Origin of the sequence: Sphingobacterium sp. UBA7249 (genome assembly GCF_002472835.1) — a bacterium.
In the GTDB taxonomy this organism is placed as follows: domain Bacteria; phylum Bacteroidota; class Bacteroidia; order Sphingobacteriales; family Sphingobacteriaceae; genus Sphingobacterium; species Sphingobacterium prati.
In genome coordinates, this window is record NZ_DKST01000024.1 from 1 (window position 1) to 24,264 (window position 24,264).

A 24,264-nucleotide genomic window follows, 5' to 3' on the forward strand; every position below is an offset into this window, starting at 1 on the left:
CATAAAGCGCCTGCTGCTGAATTTCAGCAGCAGGCGCTTTATGTTGAAAGCTATATGTTACAGCATACCACCGTCAACAGGAAGAACCTGTCCGGTGACATACGCGGATAAATCAGATGCAAGGTATAGGCATGCATTGGCGACATCTTCTGGAGATCCGGCACGTTTCAATGGAATTCCGGCTTCCCATGTTGCGATCACTTTAGGGTCTAATATATCTGTCATTTCCGTACGGATAAATCCGGGAGCAACAACGTTAGCGCGAATATTGCGTGAGCCTAATTCTTTTGCAATGGATTTGGTAAATCCTATAATGCCTGCTTTGGAAGCTGCATAGTTTGATTGACCAGCATTACCTTGGACGCCAACAACAGAAGACATATTGATAAATGAACCTTTTCGGCTTTTCATCATTATTTTTGAAGCAGCTTTTGTAACATTAAATACGGATTTCAAGTTAACGTTCAATACATCATCCCAGTTTTCTTCAGTCATGCGCATCAATAGACCATCTTTGGTGATTCCGGCATTATTGACTACGATATCCAGGCTCCCGAAATCTGCAACGATCGCATTGATCAACTGTTCTGCTTCTTCAAATTTTGAAGCATCAGAACGGTAGCCGATTACTTTTGTTCCGTAGGCTTGAAGCTCTTTTTCCAGCGCTTGTCCCTTTTCTACAGACGAAAGGTAAGTGAAAGCGACATTGGCACCGTGTTGTGCAAACACTTCGGCAATTTTTCTTCCGATTCCTTTTGATGCTCCAGTTACCAAAGCAATTTTTCCTTCAAGTAGTTTCATATAAGAGTGTAATGTTATTCGTTGATGTTTTTGCAAAAATGTTAAAACTATATTATAACACAAAATCTTTCCATAAATAAGGAGTTAAAAAGCAATGATTATTCTTGTGATTGGGCTAATTCATTGTCCTCAATATACGCGATATCACGGGTAGATGTTTGGAAACTCATCAAATGGAGATTTTGCCAATACTTAGGATTATTTTAATAAATCAATGGTATTTTTGAATAAGTGTTCCTAAAAAGTACAGTTTTTTGACAAAAGACTTGGGGGTTTACCAAAAACTATATTAAATTTGCATCAATCACAAAAACATGAGCAAAAAATCAAATAAAGAAGTTGACGTTGTTCTAATCGGCGCCGGTATTATGAGTGCTACTTTGGGTACTCTAATCAATGAATTAAGCCCAGACGTTAATATTGAAATTCTTGAGCGTTTGGATGTTGTGGCGGCTGAGAGCTCTGACGCTTGGAATAATGCTGGTACAGGCCACTCGGCCTTGTGCGAATTGAATTATACACCGGAGCAAAAAGATGGTTCGGTAAAAGTTGATAAAGCTGTTAAAATTGCGGAGCAATTTGAAGTATCGAAGCAGTTTTGGTCGTACCTGGTTGATAAAGGCATTATTGCCCAGCCGGAGAATTTTATCCGCAGCATTCCACACATGAGTGCGGTTTTTGGTGAAAAAGATGTGAAATTCCTGAAGACAAGATGGGAGACGATGAATACCCAAACTTTGTTCAAAGGCATGGAATATACCGAAGATGCAGCGCTCTTGAAATCATGGATTCCTTTGATGATGGAAGGACGGGATGCAAGCGAGAAAATCGCTGCTACCAAGATGGATTTAGGTACTGACGTGAATTTCGGTTCATTGACACGTGATTTGATTAATAACCTGGCAAACAAAGAAAATATTTCAATTTCCTTAAACCATGAAGTTGTCGATATCGACCGCGAGGATGATGGCCGTTGGGAAATCGAAGTGAAAGATCTGAAAACAGGGGTGAAGAGAGAGTTAAAAGCGAAGTTTGTTTTTATAGGTGCTGGAGGTCATTCGCTGTTATTGCTGGAGAAATCCGGGATTCCAGAAGCAAAAGGTTACGGTGGATTCCCTGTAGGAGGCCAATGGTTGAGATGCGTAAACGAGGAAATTATCAATACGCATCATGCTAAAGTCTACGGTAAAGCATCTGTTGGTGCGCCGCCGATGTCGGTACCACACTTGGATACACGTTACATCGATGGTAAACAAGCTTTACTTTTCGGTCCATACGCTGGTTTCTCGACAAAATTTTTGAAACAAGGTTCTTATTTTGATTTGCCTGCATCGATCAAATTATCCAATATCCGTCCGATGTTATCGGCAGGACTTGACAATTTGCCGTTGACCAAGTATTTGATCACGGAAGTCATGAAATCTCCTAAAGATAAATTGGAGTCGTTGAAACAATTTATGCCAACAGCTAAATTGGAAGATTGGGTTATCGAAAAAGCCGGTCAACGTGTTCAGGTGATTAAAAAGGATGAGAAGAAAGGTGGAATTTTAGAGTTTGGTACAGAAGTGGTTTCAAGTGCAGACGGTTCTATCGCTGCGCTATTGGGAGCTTCTCCAGGTGCATCAACTTCGGTGGCGATCATGATCAGCCTATTGAAGAAATGTTTCCCTGAGCGTGCTAAATCAGATGAATACCGCAAAAAACTACGTGAGATGATTCCTTCACACGGCAAGTCATTAAATGATGATGCGGAGCTTTGTAGAGAGACACGTATCCGTACGCATAAAGCATTGAAATTAATTGATATAGATTAATTTCATAAACAATATACTTATGGGGTGCTCGGAAATGACAATGTCATCTGGGCTGAGATTATACCCAATAAAAGCGATTGTACGACCTTGTACAATCGCTTTTATATACCTGATCCGGATAATGCTGGCGTAGGGATTTTAATTTCAATAAAAACATCCGTTTTTCCGCTCGTAAGTTTATTATGTAATTACACGAAATAATAAACAATTGAATGACTTCTGAGACAATTTTCGAAGCTTTTATTAAACAAATACAACAAGCCACCATAGCCGAATGGTTGGGGGTATGTTTTGGTATCTTGCAGGTTTGGTTTTCGCGGCAGAATAAATCGGTCAATTACCTTTTTGGGGTTATTGGTATCATCATCTCGGTATATGTCTTATTCCATGCAAAATTATATGCCGAAATACTGTTACACCTGTATTATCTTGTCATGAGCATTTATGGTTGGATCTATTGGAAATATAGCAGTGATACGATCGTACCGATCAGCCGTAGTACAGCCCGAGATTGGCAGATTGTTGGTTTTATCTGTGTAGCAGGCTTTCTATCGTTCTATTTTGGTCTGGTGCATTTAACAGATTCAGATGTACCGCTATGGGACTCCTTTGTTTCCTGTACAGCCTGGGCAGGGATGTGGCTGCTGGCAAAGCGTAAACTTGAAAATTGGATTTTGCTGAACATCAGTAACTTGATGGCGATTCCTTTACTTATGCACAAGGGTTTATTCCTGTATGCTGGTTTAACCTTATTTTTATTTGTGGTGGCTTTTAGCGGCTATTTTAATTGGCGGAGAATATTAAGTGATGAAAAAAAATATGCAACTGACTGATGCAGCTATCGCTGTTCTAAAAGATCAGCAACGTAATGGAATTCAGCAAAAGAGTTTGTCCGATGAGCAGCTTGAGCTAATATACCGGAACAAGTGGTTTAAAATCTGGGTACCACAATCTCTGAATGGCCTGGGGCTGGATTTGGTCGGAGGGCTTTCTCTGTTGAAGGAGCTGGCCTACTGGGATGGAGGATTGGCGTGGACAGTAACTTTATGTGCTGGCGCGAATCTTTTTGTTGGCTTTATTGATCCGGCGGTCGGGCAGGATATTTTCACTTCAAAAAAGGTATGTTTTGGAGGAAGTGGGCAGATTGCAGGCATCGCGGAGCGTGAGGGCAAGTCTTATCGCTTGAAAGGGCTTTGGAAATATGCTACCGGAGCTCCCCACTTGACACATTTTACCTTGAACGCCTATATTCAGGAGGATGGCCAACAGCTATTGGATGAGGGTGGAAATCCACTTGTAAAATCTTTCTTTGTCGCGCGTGAATTTGTATTGATTCATTATGATTGGGATACATTTGGTCTGGAGGCGACAGCATCGCATTCCTTTTCGTTGGACAACATACGGGTGGATGAGAAGCAGTCGTTTTTTATCGATGCGTCAAAAAGTACAGGGACTGAGCTGCTCTATCAATACCCTTTTATGCCATTTGCAGAGTTGACCTTATTGGTAAACTTTATGGGGATGTATCATCGGTTTTTAGATTTGATCGAGAAGTTATTTGTATTGAAGTCTAATCGGGGGAAATGGGAGCAAATGGAAAGTAAAGCTGCTTTTCGGATGTTGGATGAAATGCAGCAGGACTATATCGAAAGCGCGCATTCTGTCATGGATTTGGCTGCTCGTTCTTGGGAGAATCTCAAAAATGAGCTCGATAATTCCTCCCTATATGCGCGTATAGCGATAGAAAGTCGGAATTTTGTAGAAACTATTTTGTCAAATGTAATTAAACTCTATCCCCATACCGGAATTGCGGGTGCAGAAGCTGACAGTGAGATCAATATTTTATTTCGGAACATATTTACGGCATCTCAACATAAATTGCTGCAGAAAGGATTTTCCCAAACTTAACAGGGGGCTGATTGTATGCCACAACTATAGTCTCATGCAAAATGAAGATTGTTGTGCACATTATCGATTTATGTTAACACTAAAAAAGACGATCAATTGATCGTCTTTTTTAGTGTTAAATAGGATGTGTTCCCGGCGGGGGTCGAACCCACATCGTCAGAACCGGAATCTGAAATTCTATCCATTGAACTACGGGAACGTGTCGCAAAGATATACTATTTTCCAGATCTTACAAATAATCTTTGTGATAAAATTTAAACTTTTGAACGGGGGATTTCAGGAGCATGGTCATCCTTGTTTTAGCTGCCCAGCTTTTATAATTTGTGCCATTTCGGTTTTTCTGGTCTAACTTTTTGTTTATTAGTAACATGTATTTGAGGCTGTATTTAAGCTGTACCGTACTGTTGACTCGGATGCTTTACCAGACTGCAAATTTCATTGGGTTTAGGAGAGAAAAAAATCATTGCATGTGGCTCGGCAACCATTTTATAACATATGTGTTGACTTGCTCACCCGATTGCCGATTAAGATCTGGGATGGTATTGTGTAATGACAGCGTGTAGATAATCCCGATCAATATGCGTATATATTTCGGTTGTGGTAATACTTTCATGCCCCAGCATATCTTGTACTGCCCTTAGATCAGCGCCACCTTCAACGAGGTGAGAGGCGAAACTATGCCTAAAGGTGTGTGGACTGATTGTCTTTTGTAGCCCAATTTTTTGAGCGAGTTCCTTAATAATAAGAAAGATCATTACTCGGGATAATGCGGAACCTCTTCTATTGAGGAATACGATGTCTTCATTTCCATTTTTGATTTTAATTTGAGTTCTGACGAAATCTAGATAGCGCCTTAAATGTTTGATCGCTTGCTGACCTATTGGAATTAATCGTTCTTTGTTGCCTTTTCCTTCTACTTTGATAAACTCTACGTCCAGAAACAAATTGGATATCTTGAGATTGACAAGTTCGGATACACGCAGCCCACAGCCATATAGCACTTCGATAATTGTTTTGTTACGCTCGCCCTCGGGGCTAGATAGATCTATGGCAGCGATCAATTGATCTATCTCATGAATACTCAGTACACTCGGAAGTTTTCTGGATAGTCGCGGCGCCTGCAACAGTTCTGTTGGGTTCTTGTCCAGTTCGTGTTCGATCATTAGAAAGCTAAAAAAGGTTTTTAGTCCAGAAATTAAGCGAGATTGCGTAAATGGCGAGATATTGAATTCCTGTAGCCATTGTAAAAAATTCTGAATATCCTTGCGGACAACCTGATTTAAAACGAGGCCGTTGTCCTCACAATAGATCTGGAATTTTGAGACATCGTTTAGGTAAGCATCGATCGAATTGATGCTTAAACCTCGTTCGAACTTTAGGAATTGTTCGAATTCTTCTTTAATGATCTGCCAGCTGCTGAAATTCATTTGCAACAAAATTACAATTAACTATCGTTCTTTTTGAAAGATATTCTGTATTTTTAGACGGATTTCTTACAATCATAAGCAATACAATCGGATGCTCCATCCTGTATGTGATAATGAAAATGTATTTATCCATATTTTACTACTTGCGGGGACAATTGGTCTCCAGGTCCATTAACCCTATTATAAAACAAGTAACAAAGAATAACTGACTAAAAAAAAGAAATTCATTTGTATGAGATTCATTAAACCACTCGCATTAGCCTTTTTACTCCCTGCAACTTTTTATGGGGTAGAAGCAAAGATGCCTACCTCCTTGACGACACAAGCCCGAGCCGTCTTGTCACAGGATAGTTTGGCCCTAAATCAAAAATTACCTTTCGACAACGAAGTTGTCACCGGTAAATTGAAGAACGGATTCACATACTTTATCCGGAAAAATATTGAGCCCAAGGGGCGCGTTACGATGTATTTGGGTATGAAAGCTGGTTCAATCTTAGAAAATGAAAAACAGCTGGGATTAGCGCATTTTTTGGAACACATGAACTTCAATGGTCTGAAGCATTTCCCAAAAAATGAACTTGTTAATTACCTTCAGAAAGCGGGTGTACGGTTCGGTTCAGATTTGAATGCTTATACCAGCTTTGATCAGACAGTCTATCAGTTACCTATACCATCAGATGATCCAGAATTGTTGAAAAACGGGCTTCAGGTCATGCGTGATTGGGCACAGGATGCCCTATTGGATGGGGAAGAGATTGATAAGGAGCGTGGTGTAATTTTGGAAGAGAAGCGTGGCGGAAGGGGTGTGCAACAACGTCTGCAAGATCAATATTTTCCAATGGTACTCAACGGATCCCTTTACTCAAAACGTTTGCCAATTGGTACCGAAGAAATTTTAAAGACTTTTCCGTATACTGAAATACGCAAATTTCATCAGGATTGGTATCGACCAGATCTGCAAGCGCTCATTATTGTAGGTGATATTGATCCTAAAGCAATTGAGGAAAAAGTGAAAGTATTATTTTCGGATATGACCATGCCGAAGAAGGTGCTCCAACGCAAAGAGTACCGGGTAGATTTATTGAATAAGAACCAGTTTCTAGCTATTTCGGATCCAGAATTGCCTTATACTGTCGCTCAGGTCTTAATCAAAAATGAGAAAGACAAGGTTTTGACTGTTGGAGACTACCGTAACGAATTACTCAAAAATATTTTTAATCAGATGATTGCTGGCCGTTTTTCTGAACTGATGCAGCAACCGAATCCGCCTTTTATGCAAGCTGGTGGTAGTATTGGTGATTTTGTAGCGAATTTAAATACCTTCTCTTTATTGGTTGTACCTAAACCGGGTGAACTGGAGTCTGGATTTAAGGCCATGCTGACTGAATTTGAGCGTATCCAAAAATATGGTTTCACGCAGACAGAATTGGATCGTGCGCTTGCCGATATGAAGAAAGGAAATGAAATGGCCTATATCGAGCGGGATAAGAAAAAATCTGACAGCTATGTCAATCGTTATCTGAACTATTTTATTGACAATGAACCGGCCTTGAGCAATGAAGCTTCGTATCGCTTAACGAAACAATTGTTGCCCACTTTGAAATTAGAAGAGGTGAATGGTCTTGTCAAAAAATATTACACTGATTTAAATCGTGACATATTGATTATGGGGCCAGAAAAGGAAAAAGCAAACCTGCCTACAGAACAAGCGGTTTTGGGATGGGTGAAGGCGGTCGAAGATAGTCCGGTTTCTGCTTATGAGGATAAGGTTTCCAATCTTCCCTTGCTTTCCAAAGAACCTACTAAGGGTACGATCGTGTCTTCAAAGGATATTGGAGCTGTCCAAGCTAAAGAATTGGTTTTGAGCAATGGCGTGAAGGTGATTTTAAAACCTACAGATTTTAAGAATGACGAAATCCAGATTATGGCCTATAGCCCTGGGGGAACGTCGCTGTATACTGATGCTGATTACTTCTCCGCTTCAAATGCCTCTTCATTGGTCGATGCAAGCGGTGTCGGGCAGATGAGCAATGTCGAGCTGACAAAATATCTTGCCGGGAAAGAGGTTTCGATTTCACCTTATATTTCCGAACGATATGAAGGTATCTCTGGTAGCACGGATAAAGAAGGTCTAAAGAATGCTTTCGAGTTAATCTATGGGTATTTTACAGAACCTCGTTTGGATACTGACGTTTTCCAAAGTACAATGACCAGAGCGAAAGGATCATTGGAGAATAGATTGAGCAATCCAAATAATGTTTTTTCGGATAAAGTAAAGGAGGTGCTCTATGGGAATAACGTTCGCCGACAAAATGCTACTGTCGAGACGCTTACAAAAATCGAGCGTGATCGTGCATTGGCAATTTATAAAGAGCGATTTGCAGATGCTTCAGATTTCGTCTTTACTATTGTAGGATCATTTGATGAAAATGAAATTAAACCCTTTATTGAAACTTATCTTGCTTCTTTACCTGCGTCCAAGCGCGGTGAGAATTACAAAGATTTAAATATTCTGGAACCGAGTAAGGGAGAACGTGTTGTTGTGCATAAAGGCAAGGAAGAAAAGGCAAGTACGCAATTGGCTTATTATGGTGACTATAATTATAGCGAGAATGAGAATGTCAATATGGAAGCTCTAGAAAGTGTATTGACAATCAAATTGCTCGAAAGACTGCGCGAGAAAGAAGGGGGTGTTTATGGGGTTGGCGCCCGAGCCAGTTTCAATAAGCTTCCTAAGCCACGCTATGCATTTTCAATTGGTTTTGGTTCGGCAGTGGATAAAGCTGACCCGCTGATTAGTTCGGCTTTGGACGAAGTGAAAAAGATTCAGGATCAAGGCCCGGATAAGGTGGATATCGAGAAATTTGTCGCTGAACAAAAAAGACAGAACGAATTAAACTTGCGGGAGAACGGCTATTGGCTGAATTATATTTCCAGTTCTTATCAAAATAATCTAGATATCAATAGATATACGCGTCGGATGGAAAACTTGAATAAAGTTACACCGAAGTCAGTGCAGGAGATAGCTGAGAAATATCTGAAGAAAGAGCGACTTTTCGAATTTATTTTGATGCCAGATTCTAAATAAAGAATATTCTTGGTATGTATCGTACCGGAGGAGGATAAAGGCTGTTTATTACCATAGACAGCCTTTATTATTTCATAAAAAAATCCCAATCATTTCTGATTGGGATTGCCAAAAATTTCAATAAATATCTCTTTTAACCTAAATAAGATTTTAAGATTTTGCTTCTTGACGTGTGTCTCAAACGTTGAAGAGCTTTGTCTTTAATTTGACGCACGCGTTCCCGTGTCAAATTGAATTTCTCGCCGATTTCTTCGAGCGACAATTGGTGATTGGAGCCTAATCCAAAAAATAGAACGATGATTTCACGTTCACGTTCTGTTAAAGTTGCCAATGATCGCTTGATTTCTTCTGAAAGAGATTCATCAATTAAAGAACTATCCGTGTCTGGATCATGGTTTTCCAATACATCCAAGAGTGTGTTTTCTTCACCTTGAACAAATGGTGCATCCATAGATACATGACGGCCAGAGTTACTTAAGGTATCCGAAACCTTGTCAACTGTGGTTTCAAGGATATCTGCCAATTCTTCTGGAGATGGTTCCCGCTCGTATTCTTGTTCTAGTTTTGAGAAAGCCTTACTGATTTTGCTTAGAGAACCTACCTGGTTCAATGGCAGACGTACGATACGTGATTGTTCAGCAATTGCCTGAAGAATAGATTGGCGAATCCACCAAACGGCATAAGAAATAAATTTAAAACCCTTTGTTTCGTCAAAACGTTTAGCTGCTTTAATTAAGCCCAGGTTGCCTTCATTGATTAAATCACCTAAGGTCAATCCTTGATTTTGATATTGTTTTGCTACTGATACTACGAAACGAAGGTTGGTTTTAGTCAATTTTTCCAAGGCAACTTGATCGCCTTCGCGGATGCGCTGTGCTAATTCTACTTCTTCTTCTGCTGTAATTAAGTCTACTTTACCAATTTCGTGTAAGTATTTATCCAAAGATTGGGACTCACGATTGGTGATAGATTGTGTAATTTTGAGCTGTCTCATTAATTTTTATTAATTCTCCTCTCTAAGAAATGTTTGCGAAAATACGAAAAATTTTTGAATTATTAATGGAAAATGGATTATCTATCCTCTCATCTATAATGAGTTATGATTTTGTGAACCTTCATTTTACACTATCAAAAACTATTCCATTTAATATTGTTTTTCTTTCTATATTGCTGCTTAAATATTCAACTGATTGATATTTAAAGCCCTAACAGTTTTTATTTTTTTCTATTCTTAAGTAATTTATCTAATGATATCAGATGTGTTACATAAATTGTATTCTATCAATTTATTTTAAAATGATAATTTTATGATAAAACAAAAAGATATATGTTTTGTTTTACTAGAGACATTAAATAAATTTAGAAGAATAAAAATTATACTATGCCAATTTTAATTCATTTGGATAAAATAATGAAAGACAAAAAAATGTCACTTAACCAATTGAGTGACAGTGTAGGGATTACACTTTCTAATCTTTCGATCATAAAAAATCAAAAGGCTAAGGCTTTACGTCTGGATACACTCGAAGCGATATGTCGAGCACTAGACTGCCAGCCTGGTGATTTGTTGCAATATTATGATGGTGGTGACGAGAAAAACTAGAATCTATAGCCTTTTAAAAAGTCTACCACGTTCATTTTCTTCTTGCCTTCCAGCTGGAGTTCAGATACGCTGATATAGCCATCTTGCGTCGCAAATTTTAAATAGTTTTTTTGGTCTGTCTCGACTGTTCCAGGAACAGTAACGGTCGCCATTTTCTCTTTTTCGGTTTTATATATTTTTAATACTTTGTCATTCAGAGTCGTGAATGCTGTTGGGTAGGGGCTTAGCCCGCGTATAAAGTTATAAACAACATCGGTAGATTGATCCCAGTTGATTTTACAATCGTCTTTGAAGATTTTTGGTGCATGCTTCAGTGCGGTTGTTGGGACGATGTCATCTTGGCTTTTAGGTTGCAAAGTTCCTGCTTTTAACTCCTTGATTGTTTGAAGCAATGTTCGGGCTCCTGCATGCATGAGGTTGTCATGAAGATTTCCGGCAGTATCTGTTTCACGGATGTCAACTTTTTCGGCCAACAGTATATTTCCTGTGTCAATTTCATGCTGCAATAGGAATGTGGTCACCCCGGATTCTTTTTCACCGTTCATAATGGCATGATTGATCGGCGCGGCACCCCTGTACTGTGGAAGTAAAGAAGCGTGGACGTTAATCGTACCATATTTTGGCATATTCCAAACCACTTCAGGCAACATGCGGAATGCGACTACGACCTGAAGGTCAGCTTGATAATTTTTTAGTTCGGCGAGAAAAGCCTCGTCCCGAAGCTTGACCGGTTGAAGAACGGGGATATGATGTTGTGTGGCGTATATTTTAATGGCTGATTCCTGTATTTTCTGCCCACGGCCTGCTGGCTTGTCCGGTACTGTAACGACTGCAACGACTTGTTCGCCGGATTGAATGAGTGCTTCAAGTGAAGCAACCGCAAAGTCAGGTGTCCCCATGAAAATGATACGCATAGTACAGGTGTTTTTTATAATTTTTTTAAAATCAATCAATAGTCTGGCAGATTATCAATCCGCCGTGAAAGCGCTAATTATTTGTTATTACAGTTTTGTAAATAACAAATTTTTATAACTTTGCGAAGTTACATAAATATATTGAAAGCTTGAATTTTCCTTATTTTTTAGCAAATCGAATAGCATTTTCCGGTAAACGGACTTTCTCAAAATTGATCGTTCGGGTTACAATTGGTGCAATTGCGCTAGCCATTGCTGCCATTATTATCTCTATTGCTGTTTTGCGGGGATTTAAGGGAGAGATCATTAGCAAACAGCGTGGATTTTTTGCAGATGTATTGGTGTTGCGCTATGACCTCAATAAATCCTACGAAAATTCACCCATTTCACTTACACCCCAACTACATAAGTCTATATTAGCGAATCCAGAGGTGTATTCTATCAATCCTTTTGCGACAAAAGCTGGCATCATCAATGTGAACGATGAGGTGGAAGGGGTTGTTTTGAAAGGAATAGATTCGCTATATGATCAGCAACCAATAAAAAACATGTTGCTCGAGGGGAATACGATAGACTTTAAATCTGAGGATGTCGACAATCAGATTTTAATCTCTAAATATCTGGCCGACAGGCTTCTCTTAAAAGTAGGTGATGACTTCATTATGTATTTTGTTCAAGAGCCTATCCGTAAGCGGAAGTTTGTTATTAAGGGAATATTTAATACTGGTTCAGAGGAGCTAGACAAGGTTTATGTGATCGGGTCCTTGAAGGTTATTAGGAAGTTGAGCAATCTTGATGACAACGAAGTGGGGGGGTATGAAATTCGGATAAAGGATTTCAGTCAACTTGAACAGGCAACAAGCAAAATAGAGGATTTGCTGCCGATTGATATGCAGGCAATCAATATTAAAGATCAGGTACCTGATATTTTCCAATGGCTGGATCTATTGGATATGAATACCAAGATCATCTTTATATTGATGACTGTAGTGGCTATTATCAATATGATTTCTGCATTATTGATTACGATTCTAGAACGTACATCCATGATCGGTATTTTAAAGGCTTTGGGCTATCGTAATGCAGGTATTCGACGGGTATTTATGTATAGTGCTTTATATCTAATTGGCCTAGGCTTACTGATCGGGAATATTATCGGATTGGGCTTTTATTTTCTACAGGATTATACCCACTTTTTCAAGCTGGATGAGCAGACTTACTATATTTCTTATGTTGCCGTAAAACTCTATTGGTCGGATGTGATTCTAGTTAATCTTGCCGTAGTCTTCATTGGAATGGTTTCCTTGTTCATTCCTTCGATGTTAATCACCAAGATTAGTCCGATAAAAGCAATTTCTTTTAAGTAGGCCCTTTTTTAGGACTCGTTTTACTGGAAAAATCGTATTTTTAGAGCTGTTAGCTATTTTCGGCTAGTAAGGAAATAACTAGATATATTTTACCGATAGCATACGAGAACATATGAATAAAACTTTCGAGCATATTTCCCACGCTTTTGAAGCGCCTTTACAAAATCCCGTACTTATTTTTTCACTGGTACTCTTTATTATCCTTCTTTCTCCCATTATCCTTCGGCCAATTAAGGTGCCGGGTATTATTGGACTAATTATCTCCGGCGTTATTATTGGCCCCCACGGATTAAATTGGCTGGAGAAAAATTCAGCCATTAATCTGTTTTCAACAATAGGTCTTTTGTATATTATGTTTATTGCCGGTCTGGAATTGGATATGAATGAATTTAAAAAGACCAAAAATAAAAGCTTACTGTTTGGTTTTTTTACATTTATCGTTCCCATAAGCATTGGTTATCCTGTCTGCCATTTTCTGTTGGGCTATGATGTGCTGGCGAGTTTGTTAATATCGAGTATGTTTGCGACCCATACCTTGGTGTCATATCCTATAGTGAATAGTTACGGAATATCCAAGATGGAAGCGGTGGCAATTACAATTGGTGGAACGATCCTGACTGATACGGCGGTGCTGATTATCTTAGCTGTCATCACAGGTGTCTCACAAGGGAATATAGGAAATGAATTTTGGGTTACACTCGGGATTTCCTTTGCGATTTTCCTTTTTATTATGTTTGGTATTATCCCAAGGATTGCAAAATGGTTTTTTGAGCGGCTAGGCAGCGAAAAGACAGCAAACTATATTTTTGTACTTTCCGTTGTGTTTTTTGCTGCCTTTCTGGCAGAAATAGCAGGTTTGGAACCCATTATCGGAGCGTTTGTGGCGGGTTTAGCTTTGAATAAATTGATTCCACATTCTTCAGCACTGATGAATCGAATTGAATTCATTGGTAATGCCATTTTCATTCCTTTTTTCCTTATATCTGTTGGTATGATTGTGGATGTAAGTGTTATTTTGAAGGGACCTCAGGCATTAATTATAGCTGGTACACTCACGATTGTCGCCATTGTAGGAAAATATGTGGCTGCTTGGCTTACCCAGAAAATATTCAATTATAGCCGTGGGCAGCGTAACCTGATCTTTGGCTTGAGTAGTGCGCATGCTGCAGCTACATTAGCTGTTATTATGGTTGGCCACAAGAATGGGATTATCGATGAAAATGTTCTCAATGGTACAATTTTGCTCATTCTGGTCACTTGTATTGTCGCTACCATCGTCACAGGAAATGCATCCAAAAAAGTGGTTATGGATGGCGAACAGGATGAAGAGCATACCGATGTTGTAAAAGATCAAGATGAAAACATTTTGATCTCTATTGCAAATATGGATAACATGGAGCCAATACTTGATTTCTCGACCTACATAAAGAGTAAAAAATGTACCTATCCAGTGAATATTGTTTCGGTAGTAAAGGATAATGAACAAGCGCAATTGAATATGAGCCGAGCACGCAAGAATTTAGATAATATGGTGCGTTATGCTTCTGGTTCAGAGACGAACGTCAATATCAGCGCAACAATAGACTTGAATATTGCCAGTGGAGTGGCTAGGTCAGCAAAAGAGGTTTCTGCAAATTGTATCGTGCTAGGATGGCCAAGTGCAGCCAATTTTATGGATAAATTTGTTGGCGAAAAAACAGAAAGCATTCTTAACAGGACATCTGCCAACGTGATGATCTGTCATTTTAAGAAACCATTTATCTCTAATAAATCTATTGTTGTGTTTGCTCCGCCAATGTGTGAGGCTGAGTTTGGTTTTGAATATTGGTTGGAGAAAGTGATTAAGCTTGCACAGGAGTTATCTGTACCAATTTCTTTTGTCGTTGATTCACGGTCTGAATCTGCCATTAAAGCCCATCTTGAGGAAATAAAAAACTCTGTTCCTGTTGCCTTTAGACAATACGATGATTGGGATAATTTACAAGGGCTGAAAGCTTTTAAGGAAGAAGATTCCATGTTCATTTTTGTATCTGCTCGAAATGGTGAAGTTTCCTACCGTGATTCGCTAGATGGGGTGGCAAAAAAATTAGATCGCATCTATGCAAACGAAAACCTTGTTTTGGTGTTTCCTAGTAGGATAGAGAATGCGCATATTGACGAATATGAAGACGTCGAGGCTGCTCCGATATTCCGAAAGATCAGTAAAGAGATTGGAAATATGTTTAATAAAGGGTAATTACTATCCGCTAAAAACACAGATTTATGTCAAATAAGATTACAATGTCCAGTGACGGAACGTTACATGTTCCAGATTCCCCAACGATTCCGTTTATCATAGGCGATGGTATAGGTCCAGATCTATGGCATGCCGCAGTGCGTGTTTTTGATAAAGCTGTGGAGAAGGCCTATCAGGGACAGCGAAAAGTCATCTGGAAGGAGGTGTTGGCAGGTGAGAAAGCTTTTGATTCAACCGGTGAATGGTTGCCCAAAGCGACATTAGATGTATTGCGGGAATATCTTGTTGGTATAAAAGGCCCATTGACTACTCCAGTAGGTGGGGGCATTCGCTCATTGAATGTTGCCTTGCGTAAGGATTTGGATCTTTACGTCTGTCAACGACCGACCAAATGGTTTAAAGGTGTGCCGTCTCCGGTTAAACATCCTGAATATGTCGATATGGTGATATTTAGGGAAAATACTGAAGATATTTATGCCGGTATAGAGTTTCAGGCAGGGAGTGCTGAATCCAATAAACTACAAGATTTTCTGCATGACGAACTTGATATTGACTATGGTTTTTCGAGTACCACAGGAGTGGGGGTGAAGTTGGTTTCTGAGCAGGGATCCAAGCGTTTAGTTCGTGCGGCGATCGAACATGCCATTCATTATGCATTACCCTCAGTTACAATTGTGCACAAAGGGAATATTATGAAATATACCGAGGGAGCTTTCAAAATCTGGGGCTTTGAAGTTGCGGAGTCTGAATTTGCGGATAAGACATATACCTGGGGCCAATGGGAGCGAACAAAAGCCGAGAAAGGCGAGACGGCTGCCAACCAGGAACAAAAGGATGCTTTGGCTTCGGGCAAGATCTTGATTAAAGATATCATAGCGGATAACTTCCTGCAACAGATCTTGCTCAATCCACGTGATTTTTCGGTAGTGGCAACCTTGAATTTAAATGGCGATTATATCTCCGATGCGCTCGCGGCCATGGTTGGGGGGATTGGAATAGCACCAGGAGCCAATATCAATTTTAAGACCGGTCATGCCGTTTTTGAAGCTACTCATGGTACAGCGCCGCGATTTGCAAATACAAATACAATGAATCCTTCATCAGTGATCCTTAGCGGTGTCATGATGTTTGAGTATCTGGGTTGGACAGAAGCTGCGGCAGCTATCGTAAAGGCACTCGGGGAAACCATTATCGCAAAAACGGTGACTGTGGATTTTTATAATCTGATGGATGATGCAACATTGGTGAAAACCAGTGAGTTCGCAGATCGGATCATTGAAAAATTATAAGAATTTTCTTTTTTAAGATATTAAGCAGAAATTTGATTAAAATTTCTGCTTTTTTATGCATTGTGATCAACTTCCCCTTTTTGTAAAAGAATCCACCGTTTTTAGTACGGAAGACAAAATTAAACTGGCTCAGATAGACCGTTTGCCTACACCACAAGAAGTGGATGAAATTACATCCCTGCCTGAAATTTATGAATTATTAAATGCCTTCATCGGTGACCAATCTTCTCGTAATGTCCATCTTCAGCTTAAAGCGAAAGAGTATTTGCAAGATAATCAATTAGATATGGCCTGGAAGGTGCTTCTTCTTTGATTATTTTAATAACCAATCGCGATCTTGTTGTGTGATATTTTTATTGAAATGAATCATAATTTTGTAAATTATCAATAAAAAAACAGAATAGTTGAAAAATATATAATTTTATTTTACCTTTGGTTTTTAAAACAACAGATTGCTTTACTAGGGTTCAGAAAGGGCAATCAAACAAACTATAACATCAATGAAACATAATTTTGGAGCAGGTCCATGTATTCTGCCAAAGGAAGTATTTCAACAAGCCTCAGAAGCTGTAATTGATTTTAACAACACAGGTTTATCAATTTTAGAGATCTCTCACCGTTCCAAAGAGTTTGAAGCAGTGATAGATGAGGCGACTCAGTTAGTACGCGAACTATTAGCCGTGCCACAAGGATATTCGATTCTTTTCTTGCAAGGTGGCGCTAGTCTACAATTTGCAATGGCACCCCTAAACCTTTTACCTGAAGGCGGTAAGGCCGCTTATTTAGATACTGGTGTATGGGCGACAAAAGCGTTAAAAGAAGCCAAAAAATTCGGAACGGTAGATGTTGTAGCCTCCTCGATAGATAAAAACTATTCTTATATTCCTAAAGGATATTCAATTCCGGCAGATGCAGCTTATTTCCACTATACGGCAAATAATACAATTTATGGTACCGAGGTATTTGAAAAACCGGCTACAGAGTTGCCCGTAGTTGTTGATATGTCTTCTGATATTTTTTCCCGCGAGATCAATGTTGCAGATTACGATTTGATCTATGCTGGAGCGCAAAAAAATATGGGCCCTGCCGGTGTGACGTTGGTTATTGTGAAGGATGATATTTTGGGTAAATCAGGACGTGTATTGCCTTCGATGTTAGATTATCAGTTGCACATCAATGGTGGCTCCATGTACAACACACCGCCTGTATACTCGATCTTTGTTTCGATGTTGAATTTACGTTGGTTAAAAGCAAAAGGTGGCGTTGCTGTTTTGGAGCAGGAAAATATCATTAAAGCACGTGCACTATACGATGAGATCGACCGCAATCCTTTATTCAAAGGTACTGCTGCTGTTGAAGACCGTTCGCGCATGAATGTGACATTCGTCATGGATACGCCTGAGCTGGAAGCGGAATTTTTAGCTTTAGCGAAGGAACGTAATCTTATTGGTATCAAAGGGCACCGTTCGGTAGGTGGCTTCAGAGCTTCGATTTATAATGCATTGCCATTGAGCAGCGTGAACGCATTGATTGATGCCATGAAGGAATTTGAAGATACACACAACTCATAGAATTGATTAAAACATTCTAATGAAAGGATCAGCTTCATTGAAACCACAACAGTAGGCTCTATGAAATCTGGCCTATTTATCTATACAAAATAAACAGGATGTCAAAAATTCATTTATACAATGAAAATTGACACACATAAATAATTATAAGAATGAAAATATTAGCAAATGACGGTATCGATCCACTAGGAAAGAAAATGTTGGAAGATGCTGGTCATACTGTAGATACAAACCATATACCACAGGAAGAGTTGGCTGAAAAGCTACTTGCCTATGATGCGATCACTGTACGCAGTGCGACTAAAGTCCGTCAGGTATTGATCGACGGCTGTCCTAATCTGAAAGTAATTGGTCGTGGTGGAGTAGGTATGGATAATATTGACGTGGAATATGCACGTTCAAAAGGCATTGCTGTTGTCAATACACCAGCTGCATCGTCTTTATCCGTTGCTGAATTGGTTTTTGCGCACCTATTGAATGGTGTACGGTTTTTATATGACTCCAACCGGAAAATGCCTGTTGAAGGAAATACAAAATTCGGTGCTTTGAAAAAAGCTTACGGTGCGGGAACTGAACTACGCGGAAAAACAATCGGTATCGTAGGTTTTGGCCGTATCGGTCGTGAAGTCGCTAAGATCGCCATTGGTCTGGGAATGGATGTCGTTTATACAGATCTGTTTGAAGGCCCGAAAGGACTAACCATTGAGCTTTCAGGGGGTATTCAGGTTGAGGTTCCGATCAAACAGGTGGAAATGACCGACTTGTTGAAAGTTTCTGACTTTATCTCCTTACACGTACCATTCTTGGATAAACCGGCGATCGGTGCTGAGGAATTCCCATTATTGAAAGATGGTGTTGGCTTGGTGAACGCTTCCAGAGGTGGTGTTATTGATGAGCTAGAGTTAGTGAAGGCATTGGATGCTGGCAAAGTTGCATTTGCTGGTTTAGATGTATTCGACAACGAGCCCACACCGCGTGAGGAAATTTTAAAACATCCAAAGATTTCGTTGACACCACATATTGGCGCAGCGACAAATGAAGCACAAGAAAGAATCGGCGAAGAATTGGCCGGTTTACTGATCGAAAACTTGAAGAAGTAATTCTTCCGCATAGAATAAATATATGCGGCACAAAACTTTCATGATTTTGTGCCGCATTTTTTTTAATATAAATTCATGAATTGCCTATATTGGCGCACAGAAATTTAATAATTGTAACTTTAGTATGAAAGTTTTAAAATTTGGTGGTACTTCAGTAGGAAGTGCAGTACGTATCAAAGGGTTGTTGGATATTGTAAACCCTACGGAACGTCAGATCGTTGTGTTGTCCGCGGTAGCTGGAACGACAAATGCTTTAGTGGAAATCGGTCAGGCTTACACAGTAGGTAAGAAGGACGAAGCTAAGGATTTGATCAAGAAGCACAAGGATAAGTACGAAGACCTTATCAAGGAACTTTTTAATACTGAAGCTGGCTATAAAAATGGCAAGGAGCTAATCGACTATCATTTTAACCTGATTTCCAGCTTGGCAAATGAGCTTTTTACGCCAATTGAAGAAAAAATCATATTGGCACAAGGTGAATTGATGTCTACAGCATTATGGCATTTTTACCTCAATGAAATCGGCATCTCATCCGTTTTGTTACCGGCGTTGGATTTTATGAAAATCGATGAGGACAATGAGCCTATGGTGGAGTATATCGGTGAGAAATTGAGCGCGATTTTGGCTCAGTACCCCGAAAACACCTTGTTTATTACGCAGGGATTTATCTGTCGAAATTCATTTGGCGAAATCGATAACCTACGCCGTGGTGGATCGGATTATACGGCTTCATTGATCGGAGCAGCTATCCGTGCCGATGAAGTTCAAATCTGGACAGACATTGACGGTATGCACAATAATGATCCGCGTGTCGTTAAAGGTACCGCACCGATCGCACACCTTAGCTTCGATGAGGCTGCCGAGTTAGCTTACTTTGGTGCGAAAATATTACATCCACAATCCGTTTTTCCGGCACAAAAGTATAATGTGCCCGTACGTTTGTTAAATACAATGGAGCCGAATGCCAAAGGAACATTGATAAGCAAAGACGGCGCGCAAAAAGGATGCATCAGAGCGATCGCCGCGAAAGATGGTATCACAGCAATTCATATTCATTCCTCGCGGATGTTACTTGCTTACGGTTTCTTGCGTCGTGTTTTCGAGATTTTCGAGCGTTATAAAACACCTATTGATATGATCACCACTTCGGAGGTAGCAGTCTCGCTAACGGTAGATGATACAACAAATTTAGCGGATATTATTAAGGAAGTGGAAGACTTTGGTTCTGTTACCGTAGATGGCGATCAGACGATTGTCTGTGTTGTCGGTGACTTTGGTTTGAACAGCCACGGTTATGCCGCACGCGTACTTGATGCTGTAAAACATCTCCCGGTGCGCATGATTTCTTACGGTGGTTCGGACTTTAATGTGTCCATTCTTTTGAACTCAGATCATAAAACAGAGGCTTTACGTTCATTGCATAATCGTTTATTTTAAGAAAGAAGGTTTTTTATATGATAAATACAGCTATTGCGGCAAGATTTGGAGAAAAAGAAACGCCGTTTTATTACTACGACCTGGCCGTGTTAAACAAAACCTTGGAAGCAGCTTATGCAGCTTCGCATAAGAGAGGATTCCACGTTCATTATGCATTGAAAGCTAATTTTAACGATGTGTTACTCAAGGCAATTCAACAGATCGGCTTTGGGGCCGACTGTGTGAGTGGCAATGAGGTGAAAAAGGCTATTGAGTGTGGCTTTGCGCCGCAAAATATTACTTTTGCCGGTGTTGGAAAATCGGATAAGGAGATTAATTACGCACTACAGCAAAATATCTTTGCATTCAATGTAGAGTCTATTCAGGAGCTTGAAGTTATCAACGAACTGGCTTCAAAACAAGGTGTAAAAGCAAACGTGGCGTTGCGAATAAACCCCAATGTCGATGCGCATACGCACCACTATATCACAACAGGACTCGATGAAAACAAATTTGGAATTCCAAATGCGGATTTGGAGAAATGTGCCGCTGTCCTTAAGAAATGTGATTTCATAGAATTGGTGGGTTTACACTTTCACGTAGGCTCACAGATTACGGATATGACAGTATTCAAAAGTTTGTGTGTAAAAGTCAATGAGTGGAAAAACTGGTTTGAGGAGCGTGGAACACAGATACGTGTGTTGAACGTTGGCGGAGGACTCGGGATAGATTATAAAAACCCAGATGGCAACCCGATTCCGGATTTTGAGGCCTATTTTGATATTTTTGACCGTTTCCTGGAGCGTAAGCCACATCAGGAAGTTCATTTTGAACTGGGAAGGGCTTTAGTCGCTCAATGCGGGAGCTTAGTAAGCCGTGTGTTGTATGTTAAAAATGGTGTCAAGAAAAACTTTTTGGTGCTGGATGCCGGAATGACCGAATTGATGCGCCCTGCTTTGTATCAGGCGTACCATAAAATAGAGAATATCAGTAAAGGCACTGCGACAGAGGTACTCAACTACGACGTCGTCGGACCGATTTGTGAATCTTCGGACTGCTTTGGAAAGGAAGTGCCTTTGCCCGTATCAAAACGTGGTGACCTAATCGCTATCCGTTCCGCTGGAGCCTATGGAGAAGTCATGGCTTCCCGCTACAATTTGAGGGAGGAAATAAGATTTGTCTATAGTGAGCAATTGTAAGCGCCGATTTTAGACGAAAAATATATTTAGAGAGCCGGTTCATTTTATGAACCGGCTTTTGTTTTTTCGTTTATCGATATCTGAAATGTCTTTTGTATACTTGCTTATGCTTACAGCAATAGAATTTCCGGTTACTATTGATCTATTTGGAAAAACCTTTCTCTTACATCCGTTTATGGAAGGATTAGGGATGTTTATGGGGATGCGCTATTATCAGCTGCTGAAATGGAAGGATAAGGAGAGTTTAGGGCATACCAATTCACTTTTGATTGTTATAGCAGCGGCCTTAGGCGCCTTGATCGGATCCCATATCATTGGTTCGCTGGAACGTCCCGAGGAATTGTTGAGTGCAGTGAGTAAAATACGTTACATCTGGTTAAATAATACCATTGTAGGCGGTCTGGCCGGCGGACTGCTCGGGGTGGAACTGATAAAAAAAATCTTGGGCAAGAAAGAGAGCACCGGTGATCTGATGGTATTTCCCCTGATTGTTGCGATTATGATTGGAAGGATAGGCTGTTTTTATACAGGGATATTTGAGCAGACCTATGGCTTGCCTACGGAATGCCCATTGGGGATGTACCTTGGTGATGCTTATCGAAGACATCCGGTGGCGTTATATGAAATTGCATTTTTGATCCTGTTATTTATTTTATTACAGTGGTTTAAACGAAGATTTATAGGCCAAAATGGTGTCCTCTTTCAGCTTTTTATGCTCAGTTATTTTAGTTTTCGTTTTTTATTGGATTTTATCAAGCCAAGGGCAATCATTCTTTTTGGGATGAGTACCATACAAATTACCTGTCTTATCGTGATAATTTATTATATTTATTTATTGAAGAATGCGCATATAGAAAGGAAGGTCTAAATTATGTATTTACTTGAAGGGTCATTTGGTTCGGAAAACACAGCTATGTTGGGTTTGTTTTTACTGTTTGGGGGTGCTATAGTCATTGGAATAGCACTTTTGGTCATCATCATCGGTTCGATTATGAAATCCAATAATAAAGAATCTACATTTAACGTTAACCCTTGGCTGAAAGTATTATTGGGTGGTATCGGAGCAATGATAGCTGGCGGGGTTGCCTGTGGAATAGCACTAAATTAATAGGGATAGATATATGCCAGTTAGAAATTACACGTATTACGATTACACCATCAGTTTGTGCCCGACTTGTCTTTCGCGTGTAGGTGCAAAGATTAGCATCGAAGATGAGAAGGTCTTTATGACCAAAAATTGCCCTGATCACGGTTTTTTCAAAACCTTGATCGCAACCGATGTGGAATACTATAAAAATATCCGGAACTATAACAAGGCATCAGAGACACCGTTAAAATTTGAAAATGAGGTCCACTATGGCTGTCCTTACGATTGCGGTTTATGCGTCGATCACGAACAGCACAGCTGTCTTTCCATCGTTGAAGTGACCGACCGTTGCAATCTGACATGTCCGACCTGTTACGCCATGTCCTCACCACACTATGGAAGACATCGTTCGCTCGAAGAAATCGAACGTATGTTTGACAAGATCGTTGAAAGCGAAGGTGAGCCGGATGTCGTTCAGATCAGTGGGGGAGAACCAACCATTCATCCGGAGTTTTTTAAGATACTGGATATCGCAAAGACCAAGCCGATAAAGCATTTGATGCTGAATACCAATGGTATCCGGATTGCAAATGACCCGGGATTTGCTGAACAACTTGCAACCTACGCGCCAGAATTTGAAATTTACCTGCAATTTGATTCTTTCCGTCCTGAAGTGCTTGAGAAATTTAGGGGAAAGGATCTGACTGATGTACGCAAAAAGGCTATTGAAAAGCTCAATGCGTTAAATCTGAGCACAACCCTTGTCGTAGTTTTGGAAAAGGGTACCAACGACGATGAAATAGGAGAAATATTGGATTATGCCCTGAATCAACCTTGTGTCCGTGGGGTAACCTTCCAGCCGGTGGAGATTGCCGGACGAAACGCACAGGATGCTCAACAGCATAAAATGACACTGACGGAGGTTCGGCAGGAAATCCTGGATCAGTATCCCTTGTTGAACCCGCATGATATTATTCCTGTTCCCTGTAACCCGGATGCGCTGGCTATGGGCTATGTGCTTAAGATCGGTGAGGAAAAGATTCCACTGACACGACATATTGATCCTGCGGTACTGTTAAATAATCAATCCCGTAATACCATTGTGTACGAGCAGGATACCGGTGTTCAGATGCAGCTGCTGGATATTTTTAGTACCGGTATTTCGGTGGATAAAGTAAAGCCCAAAGTAAATCAATTGCTATGCTGCCTACCCGAAGTGTGTGCTCCTGAACTTGATTATGACAATCTTTTCCGGATTATTATCATGAATTTTATGGATGCGCATGATTTTGATGTGCGTGCGGTTAAAAAATCCTGCGTCCATATTGTCAACAAAGATTTAAAGTTAATCCCTTTTGAGACAATGAATCTCTTTTACCGTGATGACAAGGTCAAGCGCCTCGAGGAACTTAAATTATCGGATGCTATTCGATTTTAAGCTTG

The 24,264-nt window shown here is 40.0% G+C and carries 20 protein-coding genes and 1 tRNA gene; 16 read left to right on the forward strand and 5 right to left on the reverse strand.

Annotated features, from left to right (window positions below; all coding sequences use genetic code 11):
• Nucleotides 1-57 precede the first annotated feature (57 nt).
• Nucleotides 58-801 (reverse strand): 3-oxoacyl-[acyl-carrier-protein] reductase, encoded by a 744-nt coding sequence (gene fabG / locus B4A24_RS15770; protein WP_293946055.1) that lies wholly within the window; start codon nucleotides 799-801, stop codon nucleotides 58-60.
• 314 nt (nucleotides 802-1,115) lie between these two features.
• On the opposite strand from fabG, the gene B4A24_RS15775 reads away from it, so the two are divergent.
• The 3 genes from B4A24_RS15775 to B4A24_RS15785 all read left to right on the forward strand — a co-directional run bounded on the left by B4A24_RS15775 (nucleotide 1,116) and on the right by B4A24_RS15785 (nucleotide 4,523).
• A complete protein-coding gene (locus B4A24_RS15775) occupies nucleotides 1,116-2,615 on the forward strand; it encodes a malate:quinone oxidoreductase (protein ID WP_293946056.1) in 1,500 nt (499 codons plus the stop codon).
• Between the two features lie 212 nt (nucleotides 2,616-2,827).
• Nucleotides 2,828-3,448, forward strand: a complete 621-nt coding sequence (gene pnuC / locus B4A24_RS15780; protein ID WP_293946057.1) for a nicotinamide riboside transporter PnuC — start codon at nucleotides 2,828-2,830, stop codon at nucleotides 3,446-3,448.
• Nucleotides 3,423-4,523 (forward strand): acyl-CoA dehydrogenase, encoded by a 1,101-nt coding sequence (locus B4A24_RS15785; RefSeq protein WP_293946058.1) that lies wholly within the window; start codon nucleotides 3,423-3,425, stop codon nucleotides 4,521-4,523. The genes pnuC and B4A24_RS15785 overlap by 26 nt, the downstream gene beginning before the upstream one ends.
• 127 nt (nucleotides 4,524-4,650) lie before the next feature.
• On the opposite strand, the gene B4A24_RS15790 is transcribed toward B4A24_RS15785, so the two are convergent.
• A tRNA-Arg gene (locus B4A24_RS15790) sits at nucleotides 4,651-4,722 on the reverse strand.
• A gap of 325 nt (nucleotides 4,723-5,047) precedes the next feature.
• A complete protein-coding gene (gene xerD / locus B4A24_RS15795) occupies nucleotides 5,048-5,950 on the reverse strand; it encodes a site-specific tyrosine recombinase XerD (RefSeq protein ID WP_293946059.1) in 903 nt (300 codons plus the stop codon).
• Between the two features lie 232 nt (nucleotides 5,951-6,182).
• Between xerD and B4A24_RS15800 the strand changes: the two genes are divergently transcribed.
• Nucleotides 6,183-9,038, forward strand: coding sequence for a M16 family metallopeptidase (locus tag B4A24_RS15800; protein WP_293946060.1), 2,856 nt, complete (start codon nucleotides 6,183-6,185; stop codon nucleotides 9,036-9,038).
• A gap of 133 nt (nucleotides 9,039-9,171) precedes the next feature.
• Here the strand turns inward: B4A24_RS15800 and B4A24_RS15805 are convergent, their stop codons facing one another.
• On the reverse strand, nucleotides 9,172-10,032 hold the full coding sequence (locus tag B4A24_RS15805; RefSeq protein WP_028068906.1) for a sigma-70 family RNA polymerase sigma factor: 861 nt from the start codon (nucleotides 10,030-10,032) through the stop codon (nucleotides 9,172-9,174).
• Between the two features lie 387 nt (nucleotides 10,033-10,419).
• Between B4A24_RS15805 and B4A24_RS15810 the strand changes: the two genes are divergently transcribed.
• Nucleotides 10,420-10,641: a helix-turn-helix domain-containing protein gene (locus tag B4A24_RS15810; RefSeq protein ID WP_172395221.1), complete on the forward strand. Its 222-nt coding sequence runs from the start codon at nucleotides 10,420-10,422 to the stop codon at nucleotides 10,639-10,641.
• On the opposite strand, the gene fmt is transcribed toward B4A24_RS15810, so the two are convergent.
• Complete coding sequence (gene fmt / locus B4A24_RS15815) at nucleotides 10,638-11,555, reverse strand: methionyl-tRNA formyltransferase (protein ID WP_293946061.1); 918 nt, start codon at nucleotides 11,553-11,555, stop codon at nucleotides 10,638-10,640. The genes B4A24_RS15810 and fmt overlap by 4 nt on opposite strands.
• Nucleotides 11,556-11,704: 149 nt before the next feature.
• Between fmt and B4A24_RS15820 the strand changes: the two genes are divergently transcribed.
• From B4A24_RS15820 to B4A24_RS15870, 11 genes are all read left to right on the forward strand, one after another.
• Nucleotides 11,705-12,922 carry an ABC transporter permease gene (locus B4A24_RS15820; RefSeq protein WP_293946062.1) on the forward strand — a complete coding sequence of 406 codons (1,218 nt, stop codon included), beginning with the start codon at nucleotides 11,705-11,707 and terminating at the stop codon, nucleotides 12,920-12,922.
• Between the two features lie 112 nt (nucleotides 12,923-13,034).
• On the forward strand, nucleotides 13,035-15,158 hold the full coding sequence (locus B4A24_RS15825; protein ID WP_293946063.1) for a cation:proton antiporter: 2,124 nt from the start codon (nucleotides 13,035-13,037) through the stop codon (nucleotides 15,156-15,158).
• Nucleotides 15,159-15,184: 26 nt separating this feature from the next.
• A complete protein-coding gene (gene icd / locus B4A24_RS15830; RefSeq protein WP_293946064.1) occupies nucleotides 15,185-16,447 on the forward strand; it encodes an NADP-dependent isocitrate dehydrogenase in 1,263 nt (420 codons plus the stop codon).
• Between the two features lie 55 nt (nucleotides 16,448-16,502).
• Entirely contained in the window at nucleotides 16,503-16,760 is a 258-nt protein-coding gene (locus tag B4A24_RS15835) for a hypothetical protein (RefSeq protein WP_293946065.1), read from the forward strand.
• Nucleotides 16,761-16,947: 187 nt separating this feature from the next.
• Nucleotides 16,948-18,018: a 3-phosphoserine/phosphohydroxythreonine transaminase gene (gene serC / locus B4A24_RS15840; protein ID WP_293946066.1), complete on the forward strand. Its 1,071-nt coding sequence runs from the start codon at nucleotides 16,948-16,950 to the stop codon at nucleotides 18,016-18,018.
• A gap of 152 nt (nucleotides 18,019-18,170) precedes the next feature.
• Nucleotides 18,171-19,118 (forward strand): D-2-hydroxyacid dehydrogenase, encoded by a 948-nt coding sequence (locus B4A24_RS15845; RefSeq protein ID WP_293946067.1) that lies wholly within the window; start codon nucleotides 18,171-18,173, stop codon nucleotides 19,116-19,118.
• 124 nt (nucleotides 19,119-19,242) lie between these two features.
• On the forward strand, nucleotides 19,243-20,556 hold the full coding sequence (locus B4A24_RS15850) for an aspartate kinase (RefSeq protein WP_293946068.1): 1,314 nt from the start codon (nucleotides 19,243-19,245) through the stop codon (nucleotides 20,554-20,556).
• A 17-nt stretch (nucleotides 20,557-20,573) separates the two neighbouring features.
• Nucleotides 20,574-21,734, forward strand: coding sequence for a diaminopimelate decarboxylase (lysA, locus tag B4A24_RS15855; RefSeq protein ID WP_293946069.1), 1,161 nt, complete (start codon nucleotides 20,574-20,576; stop codon nucleotides 21,732-21,734).
• A gap of 106 nt (nucleotides 21,735-21,840) precedes the next feature.
• Nucleotides 21,841-22,602, forward strand: coding sequence for a prolipoprotein diacylglyceryl transferase (locus tag B4A24_RS15860; protein ID WP_293946070.1), 762 nt, complete (start codon nucleotides 21,841-21,843; stop codon nucleotides 22,600-22,602).
• Nucleotides 22,603-22,605: 3 nt separating this feature from the next.
• Nucleotides 22,606-22,842 carry a hypothetical protein gene (locus B4A24_RS15865; RefSeq protein ID WP_288812101.1) on the forward strand — a complete coding sequence of 79 codons (237 nt, stop codon included), beginning with the start codon at nucleotides 22,606-22,608 and terminating at the stop codon, nucleotides 22,840-22,842.
• A 13-nt stretch (nucleotides 22,843-22,855) separates the two neighbouring features.
• Nucleotides 22,856-24,259, forward strand: coding sequence for a radical SAM protein (locus tag B4A24_RS15870; protein WP_293946071.1), 1,404 nt, complete (start codon nucleotides 22,856-22,858; stop codon nucleotides 24,257-24,259).
• Nucleotides 24,260-24,264 lie beyond the last annotated feature (5 nt).